Raw genomic sequence first — 25,482 nt, forward strand, 5'->3', positions numbered from 1 at the left:
CCGGTGACGACGAGAACTCCCACAGCGACGTGAGCTGACCCGCCGAGCGGATCAGGTGCCGAAGCGACGCCAGGCGTCGTCGGCGACCGCATCCACGCTGTTCAGTGCGGCACGCAGGTCGGCGACGGTGAACTGTTCCGGCGTACCGGAGCGCCAGCGGACCGCCCGGCGCGCCAGGTCGGCGTACTCGGGGAACAGCCGCCCGAGGTACTCGCCGGCGGCGGCCTTGGCGATGATGTCACCGTGGGCGAGGGTGTGGTGCAGCCGGGCCGGCCCGAGCACGTACCAGGCCACCGCCTTGGCGGCGTCCGGGTCGGTGACGCCGGGTGCCGTGCCGGTGAGCTGTGCCGCGAGCATCGCGGCCGTCGGCTGCCAGTACCCGCGGATGTTGTCCAGGTTGTACCGGCGCAGCTGCTCGGCATCGACCCGTACGCCCAGCTCCGTGACGGCCGGGCCACGGACGGGGATGCCGTGCCGGCGCAGGGTCAGCCACAGCACCGGCGTAAGTTCCCCGCAGGGCTGGTCGGTGCGGAACTCACCGTTGACCACGAAGGGCAGGGTCCGCCCGTCGGCCGGCCAGGTGCGCGCCAGGGCGGGTTCGAGGTAGAGCCCGTCGAAGCAGGGTGAGCTGGGCATCCCGGCGTGGATCTCCGCGAGCCGGGCCAGGTCGTCGCCGGTGGCGGGACGCGAGGTCAGGATCACGGTGTCGACGTCGCTGACGCCGGGCTGCCAGGCGCCCAGGGCGGCGGACCCGACGAGGTAGAGGCCTCGCACGTAGTCGGGAAGGGCCGCGTCGACGGCCCGGAGGTATCTCGCGGTCAGCTCGTCGACGGCAGGATCGAGCGTGGTGGTCACCGGGTCACGGTGAGGGTTCGCTTGGCGAGTTCGTAGGCGGGCAGCATCTCGGTGTGTTCCTCGCTGTCGGCGCTGTCGAGGGAGACCGCGACGATGCCCCGCGCGGTCTGCACGGCGAACGCCCGCTCCGGCTTCATCCCGTCGTCGAGCGCGCTCTTCGTCTGGTAGGTGACCTCCACGGCGGGACGGTCGCCGATGCGCAGCTCGGTGTAGGCCGGCTCGCGGGCCTCAGTACCGAGGAAGGCTTCCAGACTGGCCCGCGCCTGACCCCCGTCGCCGGTCCACACCCGCAGGAAGCCGATGTTGCCGGCGGGCTTGGCGTCGATCTCGCACACCATGGTCAGCGGCCCGCGCCGGGCCAGCTCGGCCAGCGGGTCGTCCGGTGCCATCGGGGCCACGGCCTCGGCCTGCCAGGACTCCGCGAGCCCGAAGGTGACCGGCAGCTCGCAGCCGCTGCCGGCGGCCCCGATCCGCGCGGCCTCCGCCGCCCCGGCCTGCGTCGACGCGCCCGCTGAGGGGTCCTGCGGCGGGGCGGCCACCTCGGCCCCGCCGCAGGCCGTCAGGGCGAGCGTCGCGGCGGCCAGGACGGTGGCGGAGAGGGCACGGTACGGCGACCGGCCGGCGAGCGTTTCGGTTCTCACGAGCCCAGGAGTGTACGGGTCGTACGCTGGCGAATCGGGGTTGGTCGAGACGGCCGGGTCCGCTAGCGTGCCCGCTCGTGAATCTTGCACGCGTCGCACGCGTCACCTCAGCGGTCGTCCTGTCCGCCGCGCTGTCCACTCTCGCCGCCTGCGGTGGCGAGGACACCACCGACTCGGCCGGGTCCGGGTCCACGACGTCTTCCGTTCCCTCCGCGACGGCCGGCACCGCGTCCTCGGCGCCGTCCGCCTCGACGGCGGCACCGGGTGCCAGCGACAGGGATCTCTGCGAGTCGGTGAAGAAGGCCGGCGACGAGATGAGGGCCGAGTTGGTCAAGGCCATGACCGCCGGCGGCGAGCCGACGGCGGCCACGTTCCGGGAGATCCTGACCGGCTTGGAGAAGAAGGTCACCGACGTGGCGGCCACCGGGGGCGACGGAGCGGTGGCCGCCGCCCTCAAGCAGTTCGGCGCGGAGGCCGCCAAGGCGGCGGCGGCCACGGACCCGGCGGCCGCCGCCGACAACCCGGCGTTCGAGAAGGCCGGGGCGGACATCACCGCCGCCTGCAAGGCGGCCGGGGTGGACGTCAACTTCTGACGTGACCGTCGGCCGTCGACCTGACGGTCCGAACGGTGCCGGCGCCGCCGGTCGGCGGCACCGGCGTCGGGTTGGCCGGTCCCGGGGTACGGCGGGTGGGCCTCACCGGGCCGGGTCGGTCGTCCCGGCGGCGCGTACCAGCCGGAGCTGGCCGATCTCGGCGACGTTCTTCATCAGCTCGGCGTTGACCCAGCCGACCAGGTGGGCGACGGTGTGTTCGGGGTCGTCCGGCCAGGGGAAGGGCGCGGTGCGGTCGAGGTCGGCGTCGGTGAGACGGTCGAGGATCTCCCGCCATTCGGTACGCAGCTCCCGCAGCCACTCGACCGTCGGCGCGCCCGCGCCGGGCCACTCGACGTCGGTGCGCTGGCGTGGGGGCCGCCCCTGGAGGTGGTCCGTGGCCACCGTCCACCACCAGCCGAGGTGCCAGGTCAGCCAGGCGATCGTCGGCACCGGGACCGGGTCGGGTTCGTGGTCGGCCCAGTCGGGCGTCCAGGTGCCGTCCGGGCCGGGGCGCACCGACCAGCACAGCGGGGCGGGTTCCCAGTGGAAGTCGGCCGGTTCCAGCCGGTCCAGGTGGTACTCGAACAGCGACCAGGTCAGGTCGAACTGCCAGCGCAGGATGCTGCGCACCGGTACGGGCATCCGGGCATTGTGTCGCGGGAGGCGCGTCGGGTCGACGGACTTTCCCGGCGACGGCACCGGGTGGCCGGCAGGCCGACGCGGGGCCGCTCCGGCGGCCAGCGGGCCGAGCGGGGCCGCTCCGGCGCACAGCGGGCCGCCGGACGGTAGCCCAGAGAGGTGGGGCCCGGCGACGAACCTTCGTTTTTAACCTGCCGGCCACCTGCCGGGCAACTTCGACGTTTTCATACTCGCCAATATCATCCTCATATCGCGAACATCAAAAACATCCAGGGATGTAAATATCGAGGCTAGGATTCTCCCATCGTCCAGCGCCTCTCGCGTGGGTCACGAGCTGCATGAGAGGCCACCACAGTAGGAGGACCGGGAGATGACACTCCCCCGCACTCACCGGCGTACCTTCGCCGCGGTCGGCGTGTTTGCCAGCGCTGCCATGGTCACCGCCATGGCCGCCGCTCCGGCGACCGCAGCCCCGTCCGTGGGCGAGATCCGGAGCGCCGGTGGCGCGACGGCCGTGGCCGACAGCTACATCGTGGTACTCAAGGACAGCAGTGTCGGTGGCCGCGCCGGCACCCGGCAGGCGGCGGTGAAGAGCACCGCGGGCGCGCTCGCCGAGCGCTTCGGCGGCTCGCTCGGGAACGTGTACGGTGACGCGCTCAACGGCTTCTCGGTGAAGCTCTCGGAGAAGGCCGCGAAGCGGCTGGCCGCCCACCCGGCGGTCGACTACGTCGAGCAGAACCACACCGTGCAGATGGACGCCACCCAGGTCAACCCGCCGTGGGGCCTGGACCGGATCGACCAGCGGAACCTCCCGCTGAGCGCCAACTACACCTACGCCAGCACCGGCACGGGCGTGAAGGCGTACATCATCGACACCGGCATCCGGGTCAGCCACTCCGACTTCGCCGGCCAGGCCATCAACGGCTACGACGCGATCGACGGCGCGCTGCCGGCCGCCGACTGCAACGGCCACGGCACCCACGTCGCCGGCACCGTCGGTGGCAACACCTACGGCGTGGCCAAGAACGTCACCCTGGTCGCCGTCCGGGTGCTCAACTGCGCCGGCAGCGGCACCTGGGACCAGGTCATCGCCGGCGTCAACTGGGTGACCGCCGACCACCAGGCGGGCCAGCCGGCGGTGGCGAACATGAGCCTCGGTGGCGGCCTGAACACCGCCCTGAACACCGCCGTGGCCAACTCGATCGCCGACGGGGTCAGCTACGCGGTGGCCTCCGGCAACTCGAACGCCAACGCCTGCAGCTTCTCGCCGGCCTCGGTGCCGACCGCGATCTCGGTCAACGCGTCGCAGAGCAACGACGCGCGGGCCTCGTTCTCGAACTACGGCACCTGCACCGACATCTTCGCCCCGGGCGTGGGCGTGCTGTCGGCCTGGTACACCAGCGACACCGCCACCAACTCGATCAGCGGCACCTCGATGGCCTCCCCGCACGTCGCGGGTGCGGCTGCCCGGGTGCTCCAGGTCTTCCCGAGCTACACCCCGGCCCAGGTCGAGGCGTACCTGATCAGCCAGGCCACCACCGGTGTGGTCACCAGCCCGGGCACCGGTTCCCCGAACCGGCTGCTCTACCTGGCCCCCACCTTCTGATCACACACCGTCGTTCCACCGGCCCCGAGGCGATCCACGCCCCGGGGCCGGTCCCTTCTGGCGAGGAGACCAAACAGATGACCAGATCACGCGTCCGGGGCCGGGGAGTCGCCCTCGCCCTGGCGACCACCCTGGCGACCGCGCTGACCGCCGCGCTGCTGCCGGTCGGCCAGGCCACCGCCGCCACCGGGACCGCCGTCGAGGGAACCATCCGGCACGCCGGCGTGGCCGACGCCGTACCGGGCAGCTACCTGGTCGTGCTCCGCGACGACCGGGTCGAGGCGGCCCCCGGCACGAACGCCACCGCCGAGGTCACCCGGCTCGCCGACCGGCTGCGGGCCCGCTACGGCGGAACCGTCGGCCACGTCTACGGCAGCGCGCTGACCGGATTCGAGGTACGCCTCACCGAGCGGGCGGCCCGCCGGCTCGCCGCCGACCCGGCGGTGGCGTACGTGGAACAGAACCGGGTCACCCCGCTGGTCGGCCCCGGCGTGCAGATCAACCCGCCGTCCTGGGGGCTGGACCGGATCGACCAGCGCAATCTGCCGCTGGACGGCCGGTACGCCTACCCGAACACGGCGCACAACGTGCACGTGTACGTCGTCGACACCGGGATCCGGGCCACCCACGTCGACTTCGGCGGCCGGGTCACCGGCGGCGTGGACCTGGTCGACGGGGCGCTGCCGGCGGACGACTGCAACGGCCACGGCACCCACCTGGCCGGCACCATCGGCGGTAGAAGCTACGGCGTCGCCAAGGAGACCCAGCTGCACCCGGTCCGGGTGCTGAACTGCCAGGGCAGCGGTACCTTCGCCACGGTGATCGCCGGCATCGACTGGATCACCGCGAACGCCGCCCGGCCGGCCGTGGTCGAGCTGGCCATCGGCGGATCGGCGAACACCACCCTGGACGCGGCGGTGACCAACTCGATCAACTCCGGCATCACCTACGTGACCACCGGTGGCAGCTCGAACGGGAGCGCCTGCAACTACTCGCCGGGTCGGGTGCCGGCCGCGCTGACCGTCGTCGGCACCTCGGCCACCGACGCCCGGCTGTCGAGCGGCAACTACGGCAGCTGCATCGACCTGTACGCGCCGGGGGCGAACATCGCGTCCACCTGGAACACCAGCGACACGGCGGTCGCCACGATCAGCGGCGGCTCGGCGGCATCGGCGCACGTGGCGGGCTGTGCCGCGCTCGCCCTGTCGGCGAACCCGACCTGGTCGCCGGCCCAGGTGTCGAGCTACCTGACCAGCCGGGCCACCACCAACATCGTCTCCGGGGTGCCCGCCGGCACCCCGAACCGGCTGCTGTACTGCGGCCCGTGAGCAAGGTGCGGCGGGGCCGGCGACCGACCCGCCCCCGCCGCACCCCACTCGGCCGACGTGCCACGCCGCCCCGCAAGGACCCGACAGGCCACGCCGCGCCCCCGATGTGGCCGGCAGCCACGCCGCACCTCGCGCAGCCGACCGGCCGCCGCTGGACCCACCCGGCCGGCCGGCCCCGCCGCCGCCTCCACGAGCGGCCGGCACACGCTGCACCGGCACCCGACGGCCACTCCCGCACGTCGGGCGTTGCTCCGGGCGGCCGGGCCGACTACCGTCCCATCCAGTGACGATTGACTATATGGTCGTCGGCGGGGGAATCGCCGGTGCCAGTGCCGGTTACCACCTCGCCCGGTACGGCCGGGTGCTGCTGGTCGAGATGGAACAGGTCCCCGGGCACCACTCCACCGGCCGATCCGCGGCGCTGTTCTCCGAGTACTACGGCGGACCGGTGGTACGCGCGCTGACCCGGGCCAGCCGGGCGTTCCTGCTCGACCCGCCGCCCGGCTTCGCCGCACACCCGCTGCTCACCCCACGCGGGGTGCTGGCCCTCTGCCCACCCGGCGCCGAGGAACTGTTCGACAGCGAACTGCGGGCCGGGGCCGAGGTCGACCCGCCGGCCCGGGAGATCGACCTCGCCGAGGTACCCGGCCGGTGTCCGGTCGTCCGATCGGGGTGGGCCCGCCGGGCGATGGTCAAGCCGGCCGCCCGGGACATCGACGTGGCCGCGCTGCACCAGGGCTACCTGCGGGGGATCCGGGCCGCCGGGGGCACCGTCGCCCGGTTGACCCGGGTACGGTCGCTCCGCCGGGAACGGGACCGCTGGCGGGTCCACACCGACGCCGGGGACCTCACCGCCCGTACGGTGGTGAACGCCGCCGGGGCGTGGGCCGACGAGGTCGCCGTCTCGGCCGGCGTACGGCCGGTGGGGTTGACGCCGCTGCGGCGGACCGCCTTCCTGGTGGACGCGCCGCCGGGCGTCGACGTGGCCCGCTGGCCGATGGTCGCCGACGTGGCCGGCACCTTCTACGTCAAGCCGGAGTCCGGAGGGCTGCTGGTCTCCCCGGTCGACGCCACGCCGGTGCCGGCCGGTGACGTCCGCCCCGACGACCTCGATGTGGCGCTCGGGGTGGCCCGGCTGGAGGAGGCCACCACGCTGACCGTCCGCCGGGTCCGGCACGCCTGGGCCGGGCTGCGGACGGCCGCGCCGGACGACGTACCGGTGATCGGCCCGGCCCCGGACGCGCCCGGTTTCCTCTGGCTGGCCGGCCTGAGCGGGTACGGGGTGCAGACCGCCCCCGCCGCCGGCGCCCTGCTCGCCACCCTAGCCACCGGCCACCCCCTCCACCCCCACACCCCCGACCCCACCCCCTGCTCCCCCGCCCGGTTCTTCGGTCGATCATGAAGTTGTTGTCACCTCACCCGGCGTGTCGGGTCGGTAACTTCATGATCAACGGGGTGGCGGGGCGGGCGGGGTGGCGGCGGGGGGTGGGGTGGGTGGGGTGGGGGTGGGGGGTGTGAGGGCGGAGAGGGTGGCGGAGGCGAGGGCGGCCAGCAGGGTGACCCAGAAGACGGCGGGGTAGCCGGCGGCGCTGGCCACCAGACCGGCCAGCGGGCTGCCGACCACCAGGCCCAGGTCCCAGAACGAGGTGAACGCGCCGAGCGCCGCGCCCTGGTGCGCCGGATCGGTCCGGTTGATCACCAGCAGGGCCAGCGCCGGGAACAGCAACGACAGGCCGGCCCCGACGACCAGGCCACCGAGGATGGCGACCCACAGGTTCGTCGCCACCGCCACCAGCAGCAGCCCGACCGCCTCCACCAGCGCCGACCAGAGCGCCACCCGGCGGGCCCCGAGCCGGTCCGGCAGCCCGCCGACGAACAGGCGTACCCCGACGTAGGTGAAGCCGAAGGCGTTGAACGCGGCGATACCGTTCGCCACCCCCCGGTCGGCCAGGTGCAGCGCGGCGAACGCGGCGAGGCCGGCGTACCCGAAACCGGCCAGCGTCAGCGCGATCCCCGGCGCGACCGCGCTGCGCGGCAGGAGCCCGGCCCGGCCGGCGGCCGGGGCCTGCTCCGGGCGGGGCCGGGTGGCGACCAGCGCCGCCCCGAGCGCCGCCGTGACCACCGCGAAGATCCACACCGGCGGGTAGCCGTCGGCGGCCCGGAACAGCACCGTACCGAGCAGCGCGCCCAGGGTGAGCCCCAGCCACATGTGGATGCCGTACAGGCCGACGATCCGGCCGCGCCGTTCGACCGGGGCGAGCGCCACCAGCCAGGCCGCCCCGGCGGTGTAGACCGCGCCCTCCCCGGCACCGTGCACCAACCGGACCACCAGCAGGGCCGGCACGTTCCCGGCGACCAGGTAGCCGGCCCCGGCCAGGGCGCAGAGTCCCGCCCCGGCCAGCATCACCGTCCGGTAGCCGTGCCGGTCCCCGATCCGGCCGGCGATCGGCCGGCCGATCACCGCGGCCACCGCGAGGGCGGCGATCACCGCGCCCACCTCGATCCGGCTGCCGTCCAGCTCGTCGAGGACCAGGAACGGCAGCACGGCCAGCGACGCCCCGGCCCCCAGCAGGGACAGCAGGATCGCCCCGAACAGCGGCAGGTACGGCCGGTAGAAGGTCAGGCGTCCGCCGATCGTGGTCGCGGTCATGGCTGGCTCTCCCCTGGGCGGGCGGTCATCGGCGGCTCTTCCTGGGCATGGTCGTGGATCCTGACCGGCCCGGTCAGGCCGGTACGACGTGGAAGAAGTGGGTCGGCAGGTGGATGGCGAGTCCTTCGTGGATCTCCGCGCAGACGGCCGGGCCGTCGGTGGCGAAGGTCCCCGGCGGCGGTACGGCGACCCGGATCGCCGAGCGTCCCGCGTCGAGCAGGCGCGCGGCCATCGCGAAGTCCCCGACCACCGCCTCGCCCGGGGCGACCATCCGGGTCCGGCTGATCTGTACCCCGTTGCGGGTCAGGTCGGCCAGCAGGCTGCCCCGGCCGAGCAGGTGGGTGTAGTAGTCCCGGGGATTGACGATCATCGCATGCGGGGTGGCCCCGGTCTGTTCGATCTCGTCGCAGGCGGCCAGCAGTCCGGTCAGCCAGTCGTGCCGGTACGGCAGCTTCGCGATCTCCGGGTGCCGCAGCAGCCCGTGTTCGCCGATGGTCAGCGCCTGGTTCTCGGCGGTGGCGAGCCGGACCAGCAGCCGGTAGTCGACGAAGACCGCCAGGCCCTCCGGGTCCTCGGCGAGTTCGGCGGGAAGCTGCACCCAGGCCCGGACCGGGTGCACCCCGGCCTGGGCCATGCCGAACCGGAACGCGGCCTCCCGGCGCAGCTGCACCTCGTGCACGGTGGCCGCCTCGGCGGCGTCCGGCCGGCGCTCGCACCAGAACCGGACCGGGTCCAGGTCGACCATCCGCTTCCGGAACAGGTTGCGGACGGTCACCCGGGGGCGTTCCTTGGTGGGCTGGAAGGCGTCGGTGATGGTGAAGTCGAAGCGGACCTCGGCGGTGGCCGGGTCGGCGAGGTACGCGGCGGCGAACTCCTCCCCGGGCGAGCGGGTGACGGGCGACCCGCTGACGGGAGATCCGGTGACGGGTGGTCCGCTCGCGGGCGACTGGCTGGCGGGCGGCGCGCTGGCGGTGGTCATGACGGCTCCTCGACCGGGATGGCGTGCTGGATGAGGCGCTGGTAGAACGGCAGGTGGTACGCGTGGTAGGCGCGCAGGGTCGGGTCGTTGTCGACGGTCACCGCGAAGTCCTTGTCGACCGGGCGGAATCCGGCGGTGCGTTCCACGTCGAGGTGCCAGATCCGGGTCCGCCGCCACTCGGCGCGCTCCCCGGGATCCCAGGTCAGTGCCTCCGGCCGGTACGGCAGCCCGACCGCCGCGCACCAGGCCGCCACCACCCGTTCCGGAGCCCGCAGCAGCGCCTCGGCGGAGAGCACCACCGGTGGTCGGTGGGCGGTGGCGCGGACCAGTTCGAACAGCTCCCACTGGTGCTCGTAGCCGATCTCGTGGCACTGCACGGTCGGCTTGATGGCGTGGTGCGAGCTGATCGTCCGGGCCGGGTCGCGGACCAGGAAGGTGTGCGTGGCGTCGGCGATCCGCTCCGGGGCGGCGAACAGGTGCGCGTACCGGTACTCCAGGGTGTCCTTGACGAACACCGGGCGGTCCCGGCCCAGCGCGACCAGGTGCGCGGTGACCTCGTCGGGGCTGGTCACGGTGACGGTGCCGCCGTCGGCGGCGGGCAGGTCGACCCGGCCGGTGTCCACCAGGGTGACCAACGGCTCGTGCACCACCGTGACGTCGCCCCGGGCGATCATCATGCGCAGGAAGGCGGTGGAGACGGCGCGCGGGTGCGCCCACATGGCGATCAGCGCCATGCCGCCCCCGCCGCTCGTCCCCGCCGGCCGGGCCGGGTGGGTGGTGCGGGCGGGACCGGGCGACGCGGCCCGGTCCGGACGATGGAACCGGGCACCGGCACACAGGCGGGGGTCACTGGGACCATCCGGTCGGTTGGCGGTCCCAGCGGTGGGCACGCAGCCGGGCCAGCAGGTCCGGGTCGAGGGGCTGCCCGTCGCTGACCGCCAGGTTGGCCCGGACGTGCTCGGGCCGGCGCATGCCGGGGATCACCGTGCCCACCGCCGGGTGGTGCAGGATGAACCGCAGCGCCAGCTCCGGCATGGTCATCCCGGGTGGTACGTCGACGGCGAGCTTCTCGGCGCGGGCCACGCTGGGGCCGAGGTTCTCCGGGCCGAAGTACGTGCTGCGCCAGTCCTCCGGCGGCCAGTTGCTGTCGGCGGTCAGTGTGCCGGTCAGCGTCCCCTCGTCGAACGGGACCCGGGCGATGATCCCGATGTCGTCGCGGAGCGCCCGGCCGAACAGTTCGTCCTCGGGGGCCTGGTCGAAGATGTTGTAGATGACCTGGACGACGTCGATCAGACCGGTGTCCAGGGCGGCCAGGCAGTTCGTCGGCTCCCAGCGGTTCACGCTGATCCCGACGCCGTCGACCAGGCCCTGCCGTTTCAGGTCGGCGATGGTCTCCTGCCAGCGGCCGTCGGTGGCCCAGCGGTCCTCCCAGACGTGGAACTGCATCAGGTCGATCCGCTCCACGCCCAGGTTCTCCAGGCTGTACCGGGTGTACTCGCGGATGTGCTCGGCCGGGAACACGTCGTCGAGGGTGTCGCCCGGTCGGGGCGGCCACTCCCGGTTCTTCGGCGGGATCTTGGTGGCCACGTACAGTCGCCGGTCCGGGTGGCGGCGCAGCAGGTCACCGAGGAGGCGTTCGCTGACGCCCCGCCCGTACACCCAGGCGGTGTCGAAGAAGTTGCAGCCCCGCTCCACCGCCTCGTCCAGGCAGCGCGGGGCGACGTCGTAGTCCCAGCCGGTGAACCCGCCGGGACCGCCGCCGATCCCCCACATCCCGTACCCGACCTCGCTGACCTTCCAGCCGAGGCGACCCAACCTGCGATAGCGCATCCACTCTTCCCTTCGGTTCACCCGGTCGGCGGCGACGTCGGTCCGCCGCCGTGCCGTTCCCGCCCGGTCAGCCAGCGGCGGTAGGCGTCGATCGACGGGGTCAGCTCCCCGTCGGTGAGGCCACGCCGTCGTTCCAGCCGCGCGCACCCGTCCCGCCGGAACAGCCGGGGGTTGTCGGTGAGCAGCGCGCCGAACACCACCCGCAGCTGCTCCTCGTCCGCGCCGAGGCGGGTCGGGAAGAGCGCCAGCAGCGCGGCGGCGTCCCGGTCGCCGTCGGTGACGGCGTCGCGGAGCGCGGCCAGGAACTGGGCGCAACTGACCCGGGGTACGTGGTCACCGGGCAGTTCGGTGAAGTCCACGCTGGCCGGGTGCAGCAGGTGCAGCGGCCGGCCCCAGGCGGCCCGGTCGACGACGGCGGCGACGATCCGGCGGGCGGCGTAGTCGACGGGCGTCCAGTCGGAGCGGACGGTGGCGTCGGGGCGCATGCCGAGCCGGTGGCAGGCGGCCAGCAGCAGGTGGGTGAGGGCGTGCCGGTTCGGTGTGCCGTTGTCGGCCGCCGGCATCACCTCGCCGAGCCGCAGCACGGTGACCGTGGCGCCCCGCCGGCGGGCGGCGGTCAGGTACCGCTCGGCCACCCACTTGGACCGGCTGTACCCGCTGCGCGGCGGCACCGCGACCGCCGGGTCGTACGTCTCGGGCAGCGGCCGGGTGTGCCTTGCCGCCTCGGTGTCGAGGACGCCGAGGGTGGAGACGTGGTGCAGCGGCTTGGGCCGGTCGGTCAGCGCCAGCCGGAGCAGTTCGCCGGCACCGAGCACGTTGGCCGGCCGGTGGGCCCGGTAGTCGAAGAGGAAGTTGACCAGCGCCCCCGCGTTGAGCAGCAGGTCACAGTCGCCGGCCAGGTGTGCCCAGGTGCGCGCGTCCAGGCCGAGCGCGGGCCGGGCCAGGTCGCCGGCGTACCCGGTGAGCCGGTCGGCGAGGTGGTCCGCCCACAGTCCCCGGTCGGCCAGGGCCCGGACCACCCGGGCGGTGGCCGCGGTGTCGTCGGCGGCCCGGGTCAGGCAGTGCACCCGTACGTCGGTGGTGGTGAGCAGTTCGTGGACCAGGCGGCTGCCGACGAACCCGGTGGCCCCGGTGACCAGTACGGTGCGGACCTCGCGGTGCGGGTCGGCGGCCCGGACCGGCAGGTCGGCCGGGAGCCGGACGTCCCGGGCGACCAGGTCCGCCTCCGGTTCGGCGGGTACGTGCCGGCGGCGGGCCAGCAGGTCGGCCAGCCGGGCCGGGGTGCGCTGCTCGAACAGGTCCTGGACGCCGACGGTGACGCCGTGTTCGCCGGCGAGCGCGGTGGTGACCGCGACGGCCTGGAGGGAGTCGCCGCCGACGGCCAGGAAGTCGGTGTCCACGGTCAGGTCGGGGTCGCCGAGGACGGCCCGGAACACCGCGAGCACCGTCCCGGGCAGGGTGGCCGGCGCGGCGGTGCCGGCCAGCCGGGTGGCCCGGTCGTGGCGGACCCGGTCCAGGTGGCTCTGGAGGGCCCGCCGGTCCACCTTGCCGTTGCGGGTCAGCGGCAGCGCGTCGAGGACGACCAGGTGCCGGGGCACGCTGGTGCGGGGCAGCAGCCGGCGCAGATGCTCGCGCAGCACCGGTTCGGGTACCGCCCGGTCGGCGGCGACGAACAGGGCGAGGGACCGGCCGCCGCCGTCCCGGGCGACGATCACCTTGGCCTGGTGCACGCCGGCCAGCCGGGTCGCCGCGGTCTCGATCTCGCCGGCCTCGATCCGGACGCCGTTGACCTTGAGTTGGAAGTCCCGCCGGCCGACGAAGTGCAGCCGACCGTCGGCGTCGAGACGGCCCAGGTCGCCGGTGCGGTACAAGCGTCGGCCGGGGATCTCCGGCAGCGGGTTGGGGACGAACACCTCGGCGGTGCGGGCGGGTGCGCCCAGGTAGCCGGCACCGAGGCAGGTGCCACCGATGACGATCTCACCGACCGCGCCGGGTGGCAGCGGACGCAGCTGGGCGTCGACCACGGTGGCGTAGCAGTTGTCGATCGGCCGGCCGATCGGGACGGTGTCGCCGTCGGCCGGGGTGACCCGGTGGAAGACCATGCCGATGGACGCCTCGGTCGGGCCGTACCCGTTGGTGACCTCGATCCCGGGCAGCAGTTCGCCGAGGCGGTGCACGGTGGACGGGTCGATCTCCTCGCCGCCGACGATCAGGTGGCGCAGGGTGCCGACCGCCCGGCGGGCCGCCGGGTCGCGGTCCACCAGTGCCACCAGCAGTCCGAGGATGCTGGGTACGAAGTCGGTCACGGTGATCCGCTCGGCGGCGATGGTCCGGACGGTACGGGCCACGTCGAGGAAGCCGCCCTGCACCGGCACCACCACCCGGCCGCCGGTGGTGAGCGGCCAGAACAGCTGCCACACCGAGGAGTCGAAGGTGTGCCGGCTGTTCTGGAGCACCACCTCGTCCCCGGTGGCCCGGAACCAGCGGGTCATGAACCGGAACCGGTTGGCGAGTCCGTCGTGCCGGTTCATCGCGCAGCGGGGGGTGCCGGTGGTGCCCGAGGTGAAGATCCCGTAGATCAGGTCGGCCGGGCCGATCGGCACGCCCGGCCGCTCGTCGGTCGGCGTGATCCGGTCCAGCAGCACCGGCACCGTCGCCACCGCGCCGGCCCCGGCGCCGTTGCCGCCGGCGGCAACGGGCCGGAGCAGGTCGTCGGGCAGCGTGCCGGTCGGGCCGACCACCACCAGCCGGGGGGCGAGCACCGCCAGGGTGGCGCGGGTCCGGTCGTCCGGCCAGCCCGGATCCAGCGGTACGAACGCCGCGCCGAGCTTCATCGCCGCCAGGTACGCCACCGGAAGTTCGAGACCGTCGGCGAGCAGCACCGGCAGCACGTCGCCGTGGCGCACGCCGCGGGCGGTGAGCGTGGCGGCGAAGCCGTTCGCCAGCCCGTCGAGTTGCCGGTAGGTGAGGCGGCGGTCACGGAAGGAGACGGCGACCCGGTCGGGGTGGCGGTCGACGCACTGCTCGATCATCGTCGGGATCGCCGTGAACGGCTCGTCCGGTACGCGTCGCCCGGCCAGCCGGCCGAGGGCCAGCGCACGGTGGACCGGGCCGACGGCCGGGGCCCGGCCGGACGGCAGCAGCGGGTCGGCCAACAGCGCGGCGAACACCTCGGCGAACACCTCGGCCACCGCCGGCACGCTCACCGACCACGGGTCGGCCGGGGCGCAGCGCACCACGACGGCGACGCCGTCCGGGCTGACCGTCGCGCGGACCAGCACCGGTACGGCCTCTAACGCCCGGTGCGGCTCCCCGTCCAGCAGCACGACGAGCGGACCGGCCGGCCCGACGGAGCCGAGCGGGCCGACCGAGCCCAGGGAGTCGAGGGAGTCGAGGGGACCGGGCGGGTCGGGCGGGCTGGAGGGGCCGGGCGGAGCGGTCGCGCTGGCGGCCAGGGCGCGGACGGCGGCCCGGGCCCGGTCGCCGGGCAGCTGGTGCAGGTCCGCCGGCCAGTCCGGCAGGTCCAGGGCGGTGGCACCGGCCAGCACCCGGACGGGCAGGTCCCGGCCGAGCCGGTCGGCCAGTTCGACGGCGGCGAGTCCGGCGACGGCGATCCGGTCGTCGGCACCGCCGGCCACCGGTCGGGCCACGGTGTACCGGTAGGTGGGGCCGGCGGCGACGGAGACCGGTACCGCGGAGCCCGTGTCACCGGATCTCATGCCGTCCCCCCACGTCCCACCGTCCGTGCCCGACGGCGCACCCGATGCCGATCACACGTGACCGACGTCACCCACCGCTGGGGACGGACACTAGAACAGCGATCGACACATGGGAATATGTAACTTTCAGTGATGGGACTGTCGACAATGGAACTGCTGCTCAGCGCGGTTCGCCCCACCGACACGACCACGCCGACGGCCCGGCCGGTGGGAGTTCCCACCGACCGGGCCGTCGGTCGGTCAGCGCCGCGCCGGGTCGGTCAGCGCCGGGTCGGTCAGGGCCGCGCCCGGCCGGGCCCGCTCCGGTCCGGTGGACCGGAGCCGGGACCCGTCGCGGACGGTCGCGACCCGTTCCGGTCGGGTCGGTCAGCCGCCGAGGCTGGCGGCACCCGCCGCGATCGCCGCGGCGAAGTAGCTCACCTGGGTGTAGACCCCGGGGTAGTTGGGCCGGGCACAGCCGTTGCCCCAGCTCACGATGCCGACCTGGATCCAGGCGTTGCTGGCGTCCCGGCGGAACATCGGGCCACCGGAGTCACCCTGGCAGGTGTCGGTCCCACCACTGGCGTAGCCGGCGCAGATCTCCTCGGCCGGGATGAGGTCGCCCCCGTAGTTGGCGCTGCAGGTGGCGTCGCTGACGAACGGCACGTTCGCCTTGAGCAGGTACCGCTGCTGCGCACCGCCCTCGCGGGCGGCACCCCAGCCGGCCACGGTGAAGGTGCCACTGTCGTACGCGGTGGTGGTGGCGATCTTCAGGGTGGGCAGCGAGGTGACCGGGGTGGCCAGCCGGATCAACGCCCAGTCCTTGCCCGAGCCGGTGTAGCCGGGCGCCCGGTAGACGTAGTTCGACCGGACGGTGATCCGGCTCGACGACTGGAGGTCGACCACCCCGAGGGTGGCGGTGATGCTGGTGTTCGCGCCGGTCCGGCCGACGCAGTGCGCGGCGGTCAGCACCAGGGTCGGGCTGTAGAGCGAGCCGCCGCAGCCCATCGAGAGCCGGACCATCCACGGGAACTCGCCCTGGGCGGCCGGGGTGCCGCCGACGACGTACGGGGTCACGTCGGCCGTGGGGCCGGCGGCGGCCGGGGCCGCCACGACGAACGAACCGACGGTCACCGCTGCCAACGCCGCGGCCGTACGGCGGAGGAGTGTGCGCCAACGTGCCATGTGGGGCCTCCCGAGCCTGGATGACACACCTCGTGGGCGTGCCGAGATCACGATGCCCCGGAGCCTACTTTTATCCATAGATGTTTAGCAATGGACGGACGCCATTTCGGATTCGTCATACCGCCCACCGGCAGCAAGCCCGGCAGATGGTGAGCGAACTTTGGTTACGCATTGATGTCGATCTTTGCAGAGTGTGTGCTGACGGGTGACCTGCCGGCAACCTTCACCCCGGAGGCCCCATGCGTCCGCGACGCCCCCGTCCGCTGCTCCGGCCCGCCCTCCTGGCCCTGCTGCTCGCCGTCCCGACCGCCGCCGTGCCCGCCCCCGCCACCGCCGCGCCGTCCGGCAGCAGCCTGGCCGCCGGCTGCGACCCGGTCGACCCGGCCGCCTGCCTGCTGCCCTTCCCCAGCGACCTGTACACCGTCGCCGACCCGACCACCGACACCGGAATCCGGGTCCACATCGAGCGCTCCGCCATGCCGGAGAACATTTTCGGCAGCAACGTCGACCCCACCGAATGGAACCGCAACGACGGATTCTCCCCCGGGTCGATGCTGCTCACCCGGGTACCCGGACTGGACCCGGTGGCGTCCGGGATCGCCCCGGCCACCGACATCGGCCGCTCGCTCGCCCCGGACGCCCCGATCGTGCTGGTCGACACCCGCACCGGCGAACGCCACCCGTACTGGGCCGAACTCGACGCGAACGCCGCCGACGACCCCGACCGGCAGGCGCTGATCATCCGGCCGGCCCGCAACCTGAAGGAGAACACCCGGTACGCGGTGGGCCTGCGTGACCTGCGGACCGCCACCGGTACGCCGATCCCCGCCCCGGAGGTGTTCGACACGCTCCGGGCCGGCACGCCACCGGCCGACCCGGCCCTGCACCGCCGCTGGGAGTACGCGCAACGCGCGGTCAACTCGCTGGCCGAAGCCGGTGTCGACCCGGCCGGGCTCTACCTGGCCTGGGACTTCACCGTCGCCAGCGAGCGCGGCCTGACCGAGCGGATCCGGCACCTGCGGGACGAGGCGTTCGGCCGGCTCGGCGCCCTCGCCCCGGTGGTCACCATCGACAAGGTCACCGACTACCCCACCGACCAGGACCCGGACATCCGCCGGCAGGTGGAGGGGAGCGTCCTGGTGCCCAGCTACCTCGACACCCCGCTCGGCCCGCCCGGCTCCCGCCTGCACTACGGCCCGGACGGGCTGCCCGAACAGCGCGACCTGAACACGCAGGTGGCGAAGTTCTACTGCAACATCCCCCGCTCGGCGACCGCCACCGCACCGGCCCGGCCCGCCCTGTACGGCCACGGCCTGCTCGGCTCACCCACCGAGATCGACTCCCGCAAACTCAAGCAGTACGCCCACGAGTCGAACACCATGCTCTGCGCCACCCCGTGGATCGGCATGGCCACCGGGGACATTCCGAACGTGGTGTACTCCCTCGGCGACTTCTCCCAGTTCGGCTCGATTCCCGACCGTACCCAGCAGGGCTTCCTGAACGTCCTCTACCTCGGCCGGGCGATGATCCACGTACGCAACGGTCTGACCACCCGCAGCGCCTTCCGGGACTCCGCCGGCAAGCCGCTGTCCCGGTCCGGCAGCGGACAGCTCGCGTACCTCGGCAACAGCCAGGGCGGCATCCTCGGCGGAGCCCTCTGCGCGGTCGCCACCGACCTCACCCGCTGCTCGCTCGGCGTACCGGCGGCGAACTACTCCACCCTGCTGGACCGCAGCGTGGACTTCGACCAGTTCCACCCGGTGTTCCACAACGCGTACCCGGACCCGATCGACCGGCAGCTCTGCCTGGCGCTGGCCCAGATGCTCTGGGACCGGGGCGAGGCCAACGGCTACCTGCACCACCTCACCAGCGACCCGCTGCCCGGCACCCCCGCCAAGCGGGTGATCATGATCGAGGCGTTCGGCGACCACCAGGTGGCGAACGTCGCCACCGAGGTACAGGCCCGCACCATCGGGGCACGGCTGCGTACCCCCGCCCTCGCCGCCGGACGGAGCCCGGACGTCGTACCGTTCTGGGACATTCCCCCGGTGCCGGCCCGGCCGTACGCCGGCAGCGTGCTGGTCCCGGTGGACAGCGGGTCACCCGCGCCCCCGGCCGGGAACACCCCGCCCCGCGACGGCCTCGACCCGCACGGGCATCCGGCCAACTCGCCACAGATCCGGGCGATGATCGCGCGGTTCCTGGACACCGGCGAACTGGTCGACACCTGCGCCGGGTCGCCCTGCACCGCCCCCACCGGCTGACCACCCGGGCGGTGTCCGACCCGTCACCCGGTGTCGAGGACCCGGCCGCGCGGGTCGCCTCGCCCCGGGCGGACGCCGAGGGGCACGGCGGCACACACTGATCCCGCCACCACCGGGCCCGGCCGGCTGGGATGAACCGGAGCCGGCCGGGTAAGCCCGGTCGACCTGGTGGAGGAGGACCGCTGTCGCGGTCGACCGCGACACCGACGCCCGGGCGGGCGGCCCACGGCCGACCCTCCCGGGCGTCACGCTGCGCGGGCGGGCCCGCCGGTCAGCCTCCGGTGATCCAGTTCCAGGCGGAGACCACCCACTCGGTCTGCTGGAGGTAGGCGATCCCGACCCCGATCAGGAAGATCGCGGTCACCGCGTGGGCACCCCGGGCGCTGCGCCGTACCCGGCCGAGCTGACGCTCCCACACCAGCCGACCGAGCAGCCGGGACAACGCGAACAGACCAACCGCGACCAGCATGGTCAACAGGTAGGTGACCACCGGGGAGGTGAGGTCGCCCCGCGCGGAGATCGCCCAGATCCCCCAGCAGACGAAGGCGAACAGGACACCGGCGCCGCTCCACTCGGCCCCGTTGCGCCACTGGGCGAGGTACCAGCTCAGGGGGCGGCTCGGACCGGAGGAGAACCAGCCGGTCGGTTCGTGCCCGTGCAGGTGCTCGTCGTGCTCGACCGCCGGGAACGACTCGGTCCGGGGCGGGCGGGACCGGCCCACCGACGCGACACCCCGCTGGAAGCCGTCCCGCGGGGAGGGCACCGCCGGGTCGGCGTCCTTGGGCACCTCGACGGTCCGCTCCGCCCACGGCTGTGTCTGGTCTGACATCTCGTTTCCTCCCCTGACGCCGGCCCCCCGGATCGGTCTGTCCCTTCCGAGGGTAGCCAGCCGCCACATCACCCGACCGCGCGCACTCACCCGACCGCGCGCACCCAGGGACGCAGCGGCACCGTCGCGCGTACCGGCCCCGCACGGTACCGTCGGCTGATGGCGGAGACCGAGCGACGGCGACGGCGACTGCGGCATCCCACCTCCGGGCCGGACCGGGAACGCGCGGCCGGCTCGGCGGCGACCGCCGGGGTGCACGACGGTACGCCCACCCCGCCCCGGCGCGGCGGGCCGGAGGAACGCGACGGTGACCGTGGCCTACGCGGGCTGGTCGGCTCCGGCAACTCCCAGGTCACCGTGGCCGCCGCGCTCCGGGCCCGGGACGCGAGCCGGCCGACCGAGGACGATCTCGCCGAGGCCGCGACCCGGCTGGTGCTGGTCCGCCGTAACTGGGTGCCCCGCGAGGAGCTGCCCCGACCGGGCCGGTGACCCCCGGGCCCTGGCGCGGGGGTCGCCGCGCGCCCGCTCACGAGGGCGAAGAGGGCGACGCCCCGGCCGGTAGAGCGACAGCCGGGGGCGGGACGGCGGCGGACGCCGCCCCGCCGGGCCGGTCACCGTCAGGGCAGCTCGGGCAGCTTCCCCGAGGTCTCGTACGCGGCGACCTGGGCGATCCGGCGGGCGTGCCGCTCGTTGCCGGAGAAGCTCGTACCGAGGAACGCCTCGACGATCGCGGTCGCCTCGTCCAGGGTGTGCTGCCGGGCACCGACGGCCACCACGTTGGCGTCGTTGTGCTGCCGGGCGAGCTGGGCGGTGTCCACGTTCCAGGCCAGCGCGGCGCGTACCCCGGGAACCTTGTTGGCGGCGATCTGCTCGCCGTTGCCCGAGCCGCCGATGACGATGCCGAGGCTGCCCGGGTCCTTCACCACCCGGTCCCCGGTGTGCAGGCAGAACGCGGGGTAGTCGTCGTCAGGGTCGAAGGCGTGCGGACCGACGTCGACCAGCTCGTACCCCTGCTTGGTGAGGTAGCTGGCGAGGTGCACCTTCAACTCGAAACCGGCGTGATCGGATCCCAGGTAGACGCGCATACCGCGCAGTCTGTCAGGCCGGTCTCCGCGGCTTCGCCCAGGGCGGCACCGCGGAGCCGGTACGTCACACCCCGCCTCAGCGGGACAGCTCCGCCACCACCAGCCCGCCCCGGGCCTTCGGGGTGAACCAGGTGCTCTTGCGGGGCATCTTCTCCCGGGCCAGGTTGACCGCCACGAAGTCGTCCACGGTCACCGGGGCGATCAGGATCGCCAGTTCGGCCCGGCCCGCGTCCACCTCGCCGGTCAGCCAGCTCGCCGGGTAGTCCCCACCGACGTAGGTGATCCGCTTGTCACCCGGGTCGAGGCCGAGCGCCTCCCGCAGCAGCAGCCGCTCCACCAGCGCGTGGTCGAGGTTCTCCAGCCGGTCCGCGCCGGCGTCGTGCGGCAGGGTGACCGCGTACCCCCGGCCGGCGAGCCGGAGGTGGACGGTGCCGCCGGTCGCCGGCACCTCGACCGGGCCGTCGATCGCGGTGATCCCGGCACCGGCCGCGCGGAGCCGGTCCAGCAGCTCCTCGGGGGTGCTGGTCAGCTCGCTGACCAGCCGGTTGTAGGGCTGGATCGCCACCGAACGCGGGGTGGTGACCACGGCCAGGAAGCGCGGCAGGCCGCCGGTCTGGGCGGCCAGGCTGCGGTGGTTGCCGTCCGCCACCACCAGCTCGCCGCCCCCGGCCAGCGCGGCCAGCTCGTCCTGCTCCGGACCGGGGCCGAGCAGCCAGATCGCGTGGGTACGCCCGGCCTGGTCGGTGTCGGTGGCGGCCGGCGCGCCGGCGGACTCGGTCGCCGCGGCCAGCCGGGTGTGCAGCTCCTCACCCCGGCCGGTCTGCAGCAGCAGCACCGGCGAGAGGAGATGGCCGAGGGTCTCGGCGAGCGCGACCCGCTCCCGCACCTTGGCGATGAAGACGTCCTCGTTCCGGATCACCAGGCCCGGTTCGTCCCGGCTGGTGGAGATCTGGTCGGTGTCGACCATCGCGAAGATCCCGTACGCCGGCTCCTCCCCCGGTGCGCTGATCCGGTAGAGGACGATCACCTGCTCGGCGGGGGTGTAGCTGCCGTCCGCCTTCGCCTCGGCGAGCCGGGCCGCCGCGTCCGGCAGCGCGTCCAGGAACGACTTCCCCAGGCTCTCCGGCGCCCGGTGCGGCATCTCGATGCCGAGAGCGCTGTGCGGATTCGCCTCGATGATCGCGGTGATCTCCGCGTCGTCGGCGAACTCGTCGTAGTTCTGCGCGCCGGTGCCGCCAGTGGTGATCCAGGCCCGGGCGATCGGATGCACGACCGTCATGTCCGCTGACGCTACCCGGTCCATCAGGTGAAAGGACGGACCCCCGGTTGACGCCCGGTGGAGCGGGCGGGTCCCCGCTCGACACCCACGGCTTACCGCCCGGCCGTCGCCACGGCCCGGCCGGGCACCCGCGCGACCCCCACCACGATCGGCGGGGCCAGCAGGTCGCCCAGGTGCGCGGGCAGGCCCGGCCGGACCGCCGACCAGCCGCACCCGTCCACCGACCAGTACGACTCCCCGGGCTGGTCGACGTACCCCCGGGGCCGGACCGGACCGGTGGACGGCTCGGCGAACGCGGGCCCGGTGGACCCCCGGCCGGGCGTACCGGGGTCACGACGGGACGTACGGCGGTGCTTCGCCATCAGGATGCCTCCGGCAACGGACGCGGCCGGCGTACCGGCGACGGGAGCGACACCGGGTGAAACGACCACGCCCACGCCCGGTGACGAGGGGGCGGCGGACGGAAAGCCGCCCGCCGCCCCCTGGCTCTTGCACCCGCTCCCGGTCGACGCCGGAAGCTCAGTCGAAGCTGGGCTCGACGTCGCGGGACCGCTTCAGCTCGAAGAAGCCGGGGGTGCCGGCGACCAGCAGCACGCCGTCCCAGAGCCGGCCGGCCGCCTCGCCCTTCGGGGCCGGGGTCACCACCGGGCCGAAGAAGGCGACCTTCCCGCCGTCCGGCCCGGGGGCGTGCACGACCGGGGTGCCGACGTCGTAGCCGACCGGGTCCATCCCGGCGTGGTGGCTGGCCTTCAGCGCGGTGTCGTACTCGGTGCCGGTCGCCACCTCGGCGAGCGCCGGGTCCAGCCCGGCCTCGGTCAGCGCGGCGGCGATGGTGCCCGGCTCGCGTTCCTGACCGAGGTGGAACCGGTTACCCAACGCGGTGTAGAGCTTCCGGAGCGCCTCCTGGCCGTACTTCTGCTCGGCGGCGACGCACACCCGCACCGGCCCCCAGGCGGTCCGCATGGCCTCCCGGTACTGCTCGGGCAGTTCCCGTCCCTCGTTGAGCACGGCGAGGCTCATCACGTGGAAGCGGACGTCCACCGGGCGGACCTGCTCGACCTCCAGCAGCCACCGGGAGGTGATCCACGCCCACGGACAGATCGGGTCGAACCACATGTCAACGGCGACACGCTCGGCCACGGTGATTCCCTTCGAGACCCGGCCGCGCCGGCAGCACGGCACCTCCCCCGATCCTTGCCTTCTTCGCCCCGCCCGGCACCAGTAATCCACGTGACCTCGACCACCGGGATCGGGCGCTGCATGGAACACTCGAAACCGCTGTCGGTCCCCGCCCGGGACGGGCAAGCTGGCAAGGACGCCGTCAGAGAGTGGGAGACACACAGTGCCGGGAGTGCGTAACCTGACGCAGGTCGAGGCGACCGAACGGGCCCGACTGCTCGACGTGACCGGGTACGACATCAGGCTCGACCTGTCGTCGGCGACCCAGCCGGCCGACGGTCACACGTACAACTCGGTGACCGAGGTCCGGTTCCGGTGCGCCGAGCCGGGTGCGAGTACGTTCATCGAGGTGGCAGCCGAGCGCGTCCGGTCGGCGACGCTCAACGGCACGCCGCTGGACCTCAGCGACTGGTCCGCTGAGAAGGGACTGACGGTCCCCGGGCTGGCCGCCGAGAACACGCTGGTGGTGGACGCCGATTTCGCCTACTCCAACAGCGGGCAGGGGCTGCACCGCACGGTCGACCCGGTCGACGGCGAGACCTACCTGTACAGCCAGTTCGAGACGGCGGACGCGCAGAAGACGTACGCCTGCTTCGACCAGCCCGACCTGAAGAGCGTCTACACCTGGCACGCCACCGTGCCGGCGCACTGGCGGGTGGTGTCCAACATGCCGGTCGAGCGGGAGGAGCCCGCCGGCGAGGGCTGCAAGACCGTCCACTTCACCGAGTCGGTCCGGATGAGCACCTACGTCACCGCGCTCTGCGCCGGGCCGTACCACGAGGTGCGGGACAGCCACGACGGCATCGACCTGGGCGTCTTCGTCCGGGCGTCGATGGCCCGGTACCTCGACGCGGACGAGCTGTTCCTCGTCACCAAGCAGGGCTTCGACTTCTTCCACGAGCAGTTCGGCGTCCGCTACCCGCTGCCCAAGTACGACCAGCTGTGGGTGCCCGACTTCAACGCCGGCGCGATGGAGAACTTCGGCTGCGTCACGCACGCCGAGGCGCACTACATCTTCCGCTCGCAGGTCACCGACTACGAGTACGAGCAGCGTGCCAACACGATCCTGCACGAGATGGCGCACATGTGGTTCGGTGACCTGGTCACCATGCGCTGGTGGAACGACCTGTGGCTGAACGAGTCGTTCGCCGAGTGGGCCAGCCACTGGTGCAACACCCACGCCACCCGGTTCACCGACGCCTGGACGACCTTCCTCGCCGTCCGGAAGAACTGGGGCTACCGGCAGGACCAGCTCTCCTCCACCCACCCGGTCTACACCGAGATGCCGGACCTGGAGGCGGTCGAGGTCAACTTCGACGGCATCACGTACGCCAAGGGCGCCAGCGTGCTCAAGCAGCTGGTCGCGTACGTCGGGCTGGAGCCGTTCCTGGCCGGGCTGCGGGCCTACTTCGGCAAGCACGCCTGGGGCAACGCCACCTTCGACGACCTGCTGTCCGAGCTGGAGGCGGCGTCGGGTCGGGAGCTGCGCAAGTTCGCCGCCCAGTGGCTGGAGACCGCCCAGGTGAACACGCTGCGCCCGGAGGTGACCGTCGGCACCGACGGCACGTACCAGCGGGTGGTGGTGACCCAGGAGGCCCCGGCGGAGCACCCGACGCTGCGTACCCACCGGATCGGGGTGGGCCTCTACGACCTCACCGACGGCAAGCTGGTGCGCCGGGACCGGATCGAGGTCGACGTGGCCGGCGAGCGCACCGAGCTGACCGAACTGGTCGGCGTGCGCGCCGCCGACGTGCTGCTGCTCAACGACGACGACCTCAGCTACACGAAGCTGCGGCTCGACCCGGCCTCCATGGCGACGGTGGTGCAGCACATCGCCGGGTTCGAGTCGTCCCTGGCCCGGGCGCTGTGCTGGACCGCCGCCTGGGACATGGTCCGGGACGCCGAACTGTCCACCCGGGACTACCTGGCGCTGGCGCTGGCCGGGCTGCCCGCCGAGACCGACGTCAACCTGGTCACCCCGACGCTGCGGCAGGCGGCGAGCGCGCTGTCGTTCTACGCCGACCCGGACTGGGCCCCGACCGGCTGGGCCGACCTGGCCCGGACGGCGAAGGCGGCGGTCCGCAGCGCCGAGCCGGGCAGTGGCCTCCAGTTGGCCTGGGCGCGGGCGTACGCGTCGGCGGCCCGCTCGGCGGAGGACCTGGCGACGGTACGCGGCTGGCTGGACGGCTCGACCGTGCCGGACGGCCTCACCATCGACACCGAGCTGCGCTGGATGCTGCTCCAGTCGCTGGTCGCGAACGGGCGGGCCGGGGCCGCCGAGATCGAGGCCGAGCTGGCCCGGGACAAGACGGCCAGCGGCGAGCGGGAGGCCGCGTACGCGCACGCGCTGGTGCCGACGCCGGAGAACAAGGCGGCGGTCTGGGCGCAGCTCACCGGGGCCGAGGCGCTGCCGAACTGGCGGGCCCGGGCGCTGGTGCAGGGCTTCTCGCACCCGGCCCAGGTGGAGCTGACCGCCCCCTACCGGGACCGGTACTTCGCCACCGTGGCGCAGCTGTGGGCCACCCGGGACAGCGAGCCGGCGCAGGAGTTCACCCAGCTCGCCTACCCGGCGTACCTGGTGTCCGAGGACACCGTGGCGGCGACCGACGCCTGGCTGGCCGGTGAGGGGCATCCGGCCCCGCTGCGCCGGCTGGTGGCCGAGGGCCGCGACGGGGTGGTCCGGGCGCTGAAGGCCCGCGCGAAGGACAGCCAGAGCGCCTGACGGTTTCGGCGGACCCGGGGCCGGCGTGGGTGGTGACCCGCGCCGGCCCCGCTCGTTACGGTTACGCCACGGAGGTGGACCAGATGGCACAGCCGACCGAGCCGTGGCCGATGGCCCTCG

Annotated in this window: 21 protein-coding genes; 7 read left to right on the forward strand and 14 right to left on the reverse strand. The window is 73.6% G+C overall.

The genetic code is table 11. The features are described 5' to 3' along the window. Positions 1–51: 51 nt before the first annotated feature. Both PVK37_RS31360 and PVK37_RS31365 read right to left on the reverse strand, forming a co-directional pair. On the reverse strand, positions 52–855 hold the full coding sequence (locus tag PVK37_RS31360; RefSeq protein ID WP_275031498.1) for a nucleotidyltransferase domain-containing protein: 804 nt from the start codon (positions 853–855) through the stop codon (positions 52–54). Then, complete coding sequence (locus PVK37_RS31365) at positions 852–1,496, reverse strand: lipoprotein (protein WP_275031500.1); 645 nt, start codon at positions 1,494–1,496, stop codon at positions 852–854. Before PVK37_RS31365 ends, PVK37_RS31360 begins: the two co-directional genes overlap by 4 nt. 77 nt (positions 1,497–1,573) lie before the next feature. Here PVK37_RS31365 and PVK37_RS31370 point away from each other — a divergent pair, with 77 nt between their 5' ends. Then, positions 1,574–2,089 carry a hypothetical protein gene (locus PVK37_RS31370; RefSeq protein WP_275031502.1) on the forward strand — a complete coding sequence of 172 codons (516 nt, stop codon included), beginning with the start codon at positions 1,574–1,576 and terminating at the stop codon, positions 2,087–2,089. Positions 2,090–2,191: 102 nt separating this feature from the next. Here the strand turns inward: PVK37_RS31370 and PVK37_RS31375 are convergent, their stop codons facing one another. Continuing rightward, positions 2,192–2,731 carry a DinB family protein gene (locus PVK37_RS31375; RefSeq protein WP_275031504.1) on the reverse strand — a complete coding sequence of 180 codons (540 nt, stop codon included), beginning with the start codon at positions 2,729–2,731 and terminating at the stop codon, positions 2,192–2,194. Positions 2,732–3,098: 367 nt separating this feature from the next. On the opposite strand from PVK37_RS31375, the gene PVK37_RS31380 reads away from it, so the two are divergent. The 3 genes from PVK37_RS31380 (at position 3,099) to PVK37_RS31390 (ending at position 7,064) form a co-directional block, all read left to right on the forward strand. Further along, on the forward strand, positions 3,099–4,334 hold the full coding sequence (locus PVK37_RS31380; RefSeq protein ID WP_275031505.1) for a S8 family peptidase: 1,236 nt from the start codon (positions 3,099–3,101) through the stop codon (positions 4,332–4,334). Between the two features lie 77 nt (positions 4,335–4,411). Continuing rightward, positions 4,412–5,662, forward strand: a complete 1,251-nt coding sequence (locus tag PVK37_RS31385) for a S8 family peptidase (protein WP_275031507.1) — start codon at positions 4,412–4,414, stop codon at positions 5,660–5,662. Positions 5,663–5,945: 283 nt separating this feature from the next. Then, positions 5,946–7,064 (forward strand): NAD(P)/FAD-dependent oxidoreductase, encoded by a 1,119-nt coding sequence (locus PVK37_RS31390; RefSeq protein WP_275031509.1) that lies wholly within the window; start codon positions 5,946–5,948, stop codon positions 7,062–7,064. Between the two features lie 45 nt (positions 7,065–7,109). Here PVK37_RS31390 and PVK37_RS31395 read toward each other — a convergent pair whose 3' ends face one another. From PVK37_RS31395 to PVK37_RS31420, 6 genes are all read right to left on the reverse strand, one after another. Then, positions 7,110–8,312 carry an MFS transporter gene (locus PVK37_RS31395; RefSeq protein WP_275031510.1) on the reverse strand — a complete coding sequence of 401 codons (1,203 nt, stop codon included), beginning with the start codon at positions 8,310–8,312 and terminating at the stop codon, positions 7,110–7,112. A 73-nt stretch (positions 8,313–8,385) separates the two neighbouring features. Beyond that, positions 8,386–9,291 (reverse strand): family 3 encapsulin nanocompartment shell protein, encoded by a 906-nt coding sequence (locus tag PVK37_RS31400; protein ID WP_275031513.1) that lies wholly within the window; start codon positions 9,289–9,291, stop codon positions 8,386–8,388. After that, positions 9,288–10,025, reverse strand: coding sequence for a sulfotransferase-like domain-containing protein (locus PVK37_RS31405; protein ID WP_275031514.1), 738 nt, complete (start codon positions 10,023–10,025; stop codon positions 9,288–9,290). The genes PVK37_RS31400 and PVK37_RS31405 overlap by 4 nt, the downstream gene beginning before the upstream one ends. Before the next feature lie 112 nt (positions 10,026–10,137). After that, positions 10,138–11,121, reverse strand: a complete 984-nt coding sequence (locus PVK37_RS31410) for an aldo/keto reductase (RefSeq protein ID WP_275031515.1) — start codon at positions 11,119–11,121, stop codon at positions 10,138–10,140. Between the two features lie 17 nt (positions 11,122–11,138). Next, positions 11,139–14,840, reverse strand: a complete 3,702-nt coding sequence (locus tag PVK37_RS31415) for a non-ribosomal peptide synthetase (protein WP_275031516.1) — start codon at positions 14,838–14,840, stop codon at positions 11,139–11,141. Between the two features lie 366 nt (positions 14,841–15,206). Continuing rightward, complete coding sequence (locus tag PVK37_RS31420) at positions 15,207–16,004, reverse strand: S1 family peptidase (protein ID WP_275031520.1); 798 nt, start codon at positions 16,002–16,004, stop codon at positions 15,207–15,209. A 239-nt stretch (positions 16,005–16,243) separates the two neighbouring features. Here PVK37_RS31420 and PVK37_RS31425 point away from each other — a divergent pair, with 239 nt between their 5' ends. Next, on the forward strand, positions 16,244–18,268 hold the full coding sequence (locus tag PVK37_RS31425) for a hypothetical protein (protein ID WP_275031522.1): 2,025 nt from the start codon (positions 16,244–16,246) through the stop codon (positions 18,266–18,268). A gap of 271 nt (positions 18,269–18,539) precedes the next feature. Here PVK37_RS31425 and PVK37_RS31430 read toward each other — a convergent pair whose 3' ends face one another. Continuing rightward, positions 18,540–19,097: a hypothetical protein gene (locus PVK37_RS31430; protein WP_275031524.1), complete on the reverse strand. Its 558-nt coding sequence runs from the start codon at positions 19,095–19,097 to the stop codon at positions 18,540–18,542. Positions 19,098–19,256: 159 nt separating this feature from the next. Here PVK37_RS31430 and PVK37_RS31435 point away from each other — a divergent pair, with 159 nt between their 5' ends. Beyond that, complete coding sequence (locus tag PVK37_RS31435) at positions 19,257–19,586, forward strand: hypothetical protein (protein ID WP_275031526.1); 330 nt, start codon at positions 19,257–19,259, stop codon at positions 19,584–19,586. Positions 19,587–19,714: 128 nt separating this feature from the next. Here the strand turns inward: PVK37_RS31435 and PVK37_RS31440 are convergent, their stop codons facing one another. From PVK37_RS31440 to PVK37_RS31455, 4 genes are all read right to left on the reverse strand, one after another. Then, positions 19,715–20,182 (reverse strand): ribose-5-phosphate isomerase, encoded by a 468-nt coding sequence (locus PVK37_RS31440; RefSeq protein WP_275031528.1) that lies wholly within the window; start codon positions 20,180–20,182, stop codon positions 19,715–19,717. A gap of 76 nt (positions 20,183–20,258) precedes the next feature. Beyond that, complete coding sequence (locus PVK37_RS31445) at positions 20,259–21,461, reverse strand: DUF1015 family protein (RefSeq protein ID WP_275031530.1); 1,203 nt, start codon at positions 21,459–21,461, stop codon at positions 20,259–20,261. A gap of 92 nt (positions 21,462–21,553) precedes the next feature. Further along, positions 21,554–21,823, reverse strand: coding sequence for a hypothetical protein (locus PVK37_RS31450; protein ID WP_275031533.1), 270 nt, complete (start codon positions 21,821–21,823; stop codon positions 21,554–21,556). A 157-nt stretch (positions 21,824–21,980) separates the two neighbouring features. Further along, positions 21,981–22,601 (reverse strand): DsbA family protein, encoded by a 621-nt coding sequence (locus PVK37_RS31455; protein WP_275031534.1) that lies wholly within the window; start codon positions 22,599–22,601, stop codon positions 21,981–21,983. Between the two features lie 211 nt (positions 22,602–22,812). Between PVK37_RS31455 and pepN the strand changes: the two genes are divergently transcribed. Next, positions 22,813–25,362 carry an aminopeptidase N gene (gene pepN / locus PVK37_RS31460; protein ID WP_275031536.1) on the forward strand — a complete coding sequence of 850 codons (2,550 nt, stop codon included), beginning with the start codon at positions 22,813–22,815 and terminating at the stop codon, positions 25,360–25,362. Positions 25,363–25,482 lie beyond the last annotated feature (120 nt).

It is taken from the genome of Micromonospora cathayae (assembly GCF_028993575.1).
Classification (GTDB): domain Bacteria; phylum Actinomycetota; class Actinomycetes; order Mycobacteriales; family Micromonosporaceae; genus Micromonospora; species Micromonospora cathayae.

Bases quoted from the DNA above. Each gene is read 5' to 3' on its own strand.
- PVK37_RS31375 (WP_275031504.1), bottom strand. From the start codon at position 2,731: ATGCCCGTACCGGTGCGCAGCATCCTGCGCTGGCAGTTCGACCTGACC.
- PVK37_RS31380 (WP_275031505.1), top strand. From the start codon at position 3,099: ATGACACTCCCCCGCACTCACCGGCGTACCTTCGCCGCGGTCGGCGTG.
- PVK37_RS31385 (WP_275031507.1), top strand. From the start codon at position 4,412: ATGACCAGATCACGCGTCCGGGGCCGGGGAGTCGCCCTCGCCCTGGCG.
- PVK37_RS31395 (WP_275031510.1), bottom strand. From the start codon at position 8,312: ATGACCGCGACCACGATCGGCGGACGCCTGACCTTCTACCGGCCGTAC.
- PVK37_RS31400 (WP_275031513.1), bottom strand. From the start codon at position 9,291: ATGACCACCGCCAGCGCGCCGCCCGCCAGCCAGTCGCCCGCGAGCGGA.
- PVK37_RS31405 (WP_275031514.1), bottom strand. From the start codon at position 10,025: ATGGCGCTGATCGCCATGTGGGCGCACCCGCGCGCCGTCTCCACCGCC.
- PVK37_RS31410 (WP_275031515.1), bottom strand. From the start codon at position 11,121: ATGCGCTATCGCAGGTTGGGTCGCCTCGGCTGGAAGGTCAGCGAGGTC.
- PVK37_RS31415 (WP_275031516.1), bottom strand. From the start codon at position 14,840: ATGAGATCCGGTGACACGGGCTCCGCGGTACCGGTCTCCGTCGCCGCC.
- PVK37_RS31420 (WP_275031520.1), bottom strand. From the start codon at position 16,004: ATGGCACGTTGGCGCACACTCCTCCGCCGTACGGCCGCGGCGTTGGCA.
- PVK37_RS31425 (WP_275031522.1), top strand. From the start codon at position 16,244: ATGCGTCCGCGACGCCCCCGTCCGCTGCTCCGGCCCGCCCTCCTGGCC.
- PVK37_RS31430 (WP_275031524.1), bottom strand. From the start codon at position 19,097: ATGTCAGACCAGACACAGCCGTGGGCGGAGCGGACCGTCGAGGTGCCC.
- PVK37_RS31435 (WP_275031526.1), top strand. From the start codon at position 19,257: ATGGCGGAGACCGAGCGACGGCGACGGCGACTGCGGCATCCCACCTCC.
- PVK37_RS31440 (WP_275031528.1), bottom strand. From the start codon at position 20,182: ATGCGCGTCTACCTGGGATCCGATCACGCCGGTTTCGAGTTGAAGGTG.
- PVK37_RS31445 (WP_275031530.1), bottom strand. From the start codon at position 21,461: ATGACGGTCGTGCATCCGATCGCCCGGGCCTGGATCACCACTGGCGGC.
- PVK37_RS31450 (WP_275031533.1), bottom strand. From the start codon at position 21,823: ATGGCGAAGCACCGCCGTACGTCCCGTCGTGACCCCGGTACGCCCGGC.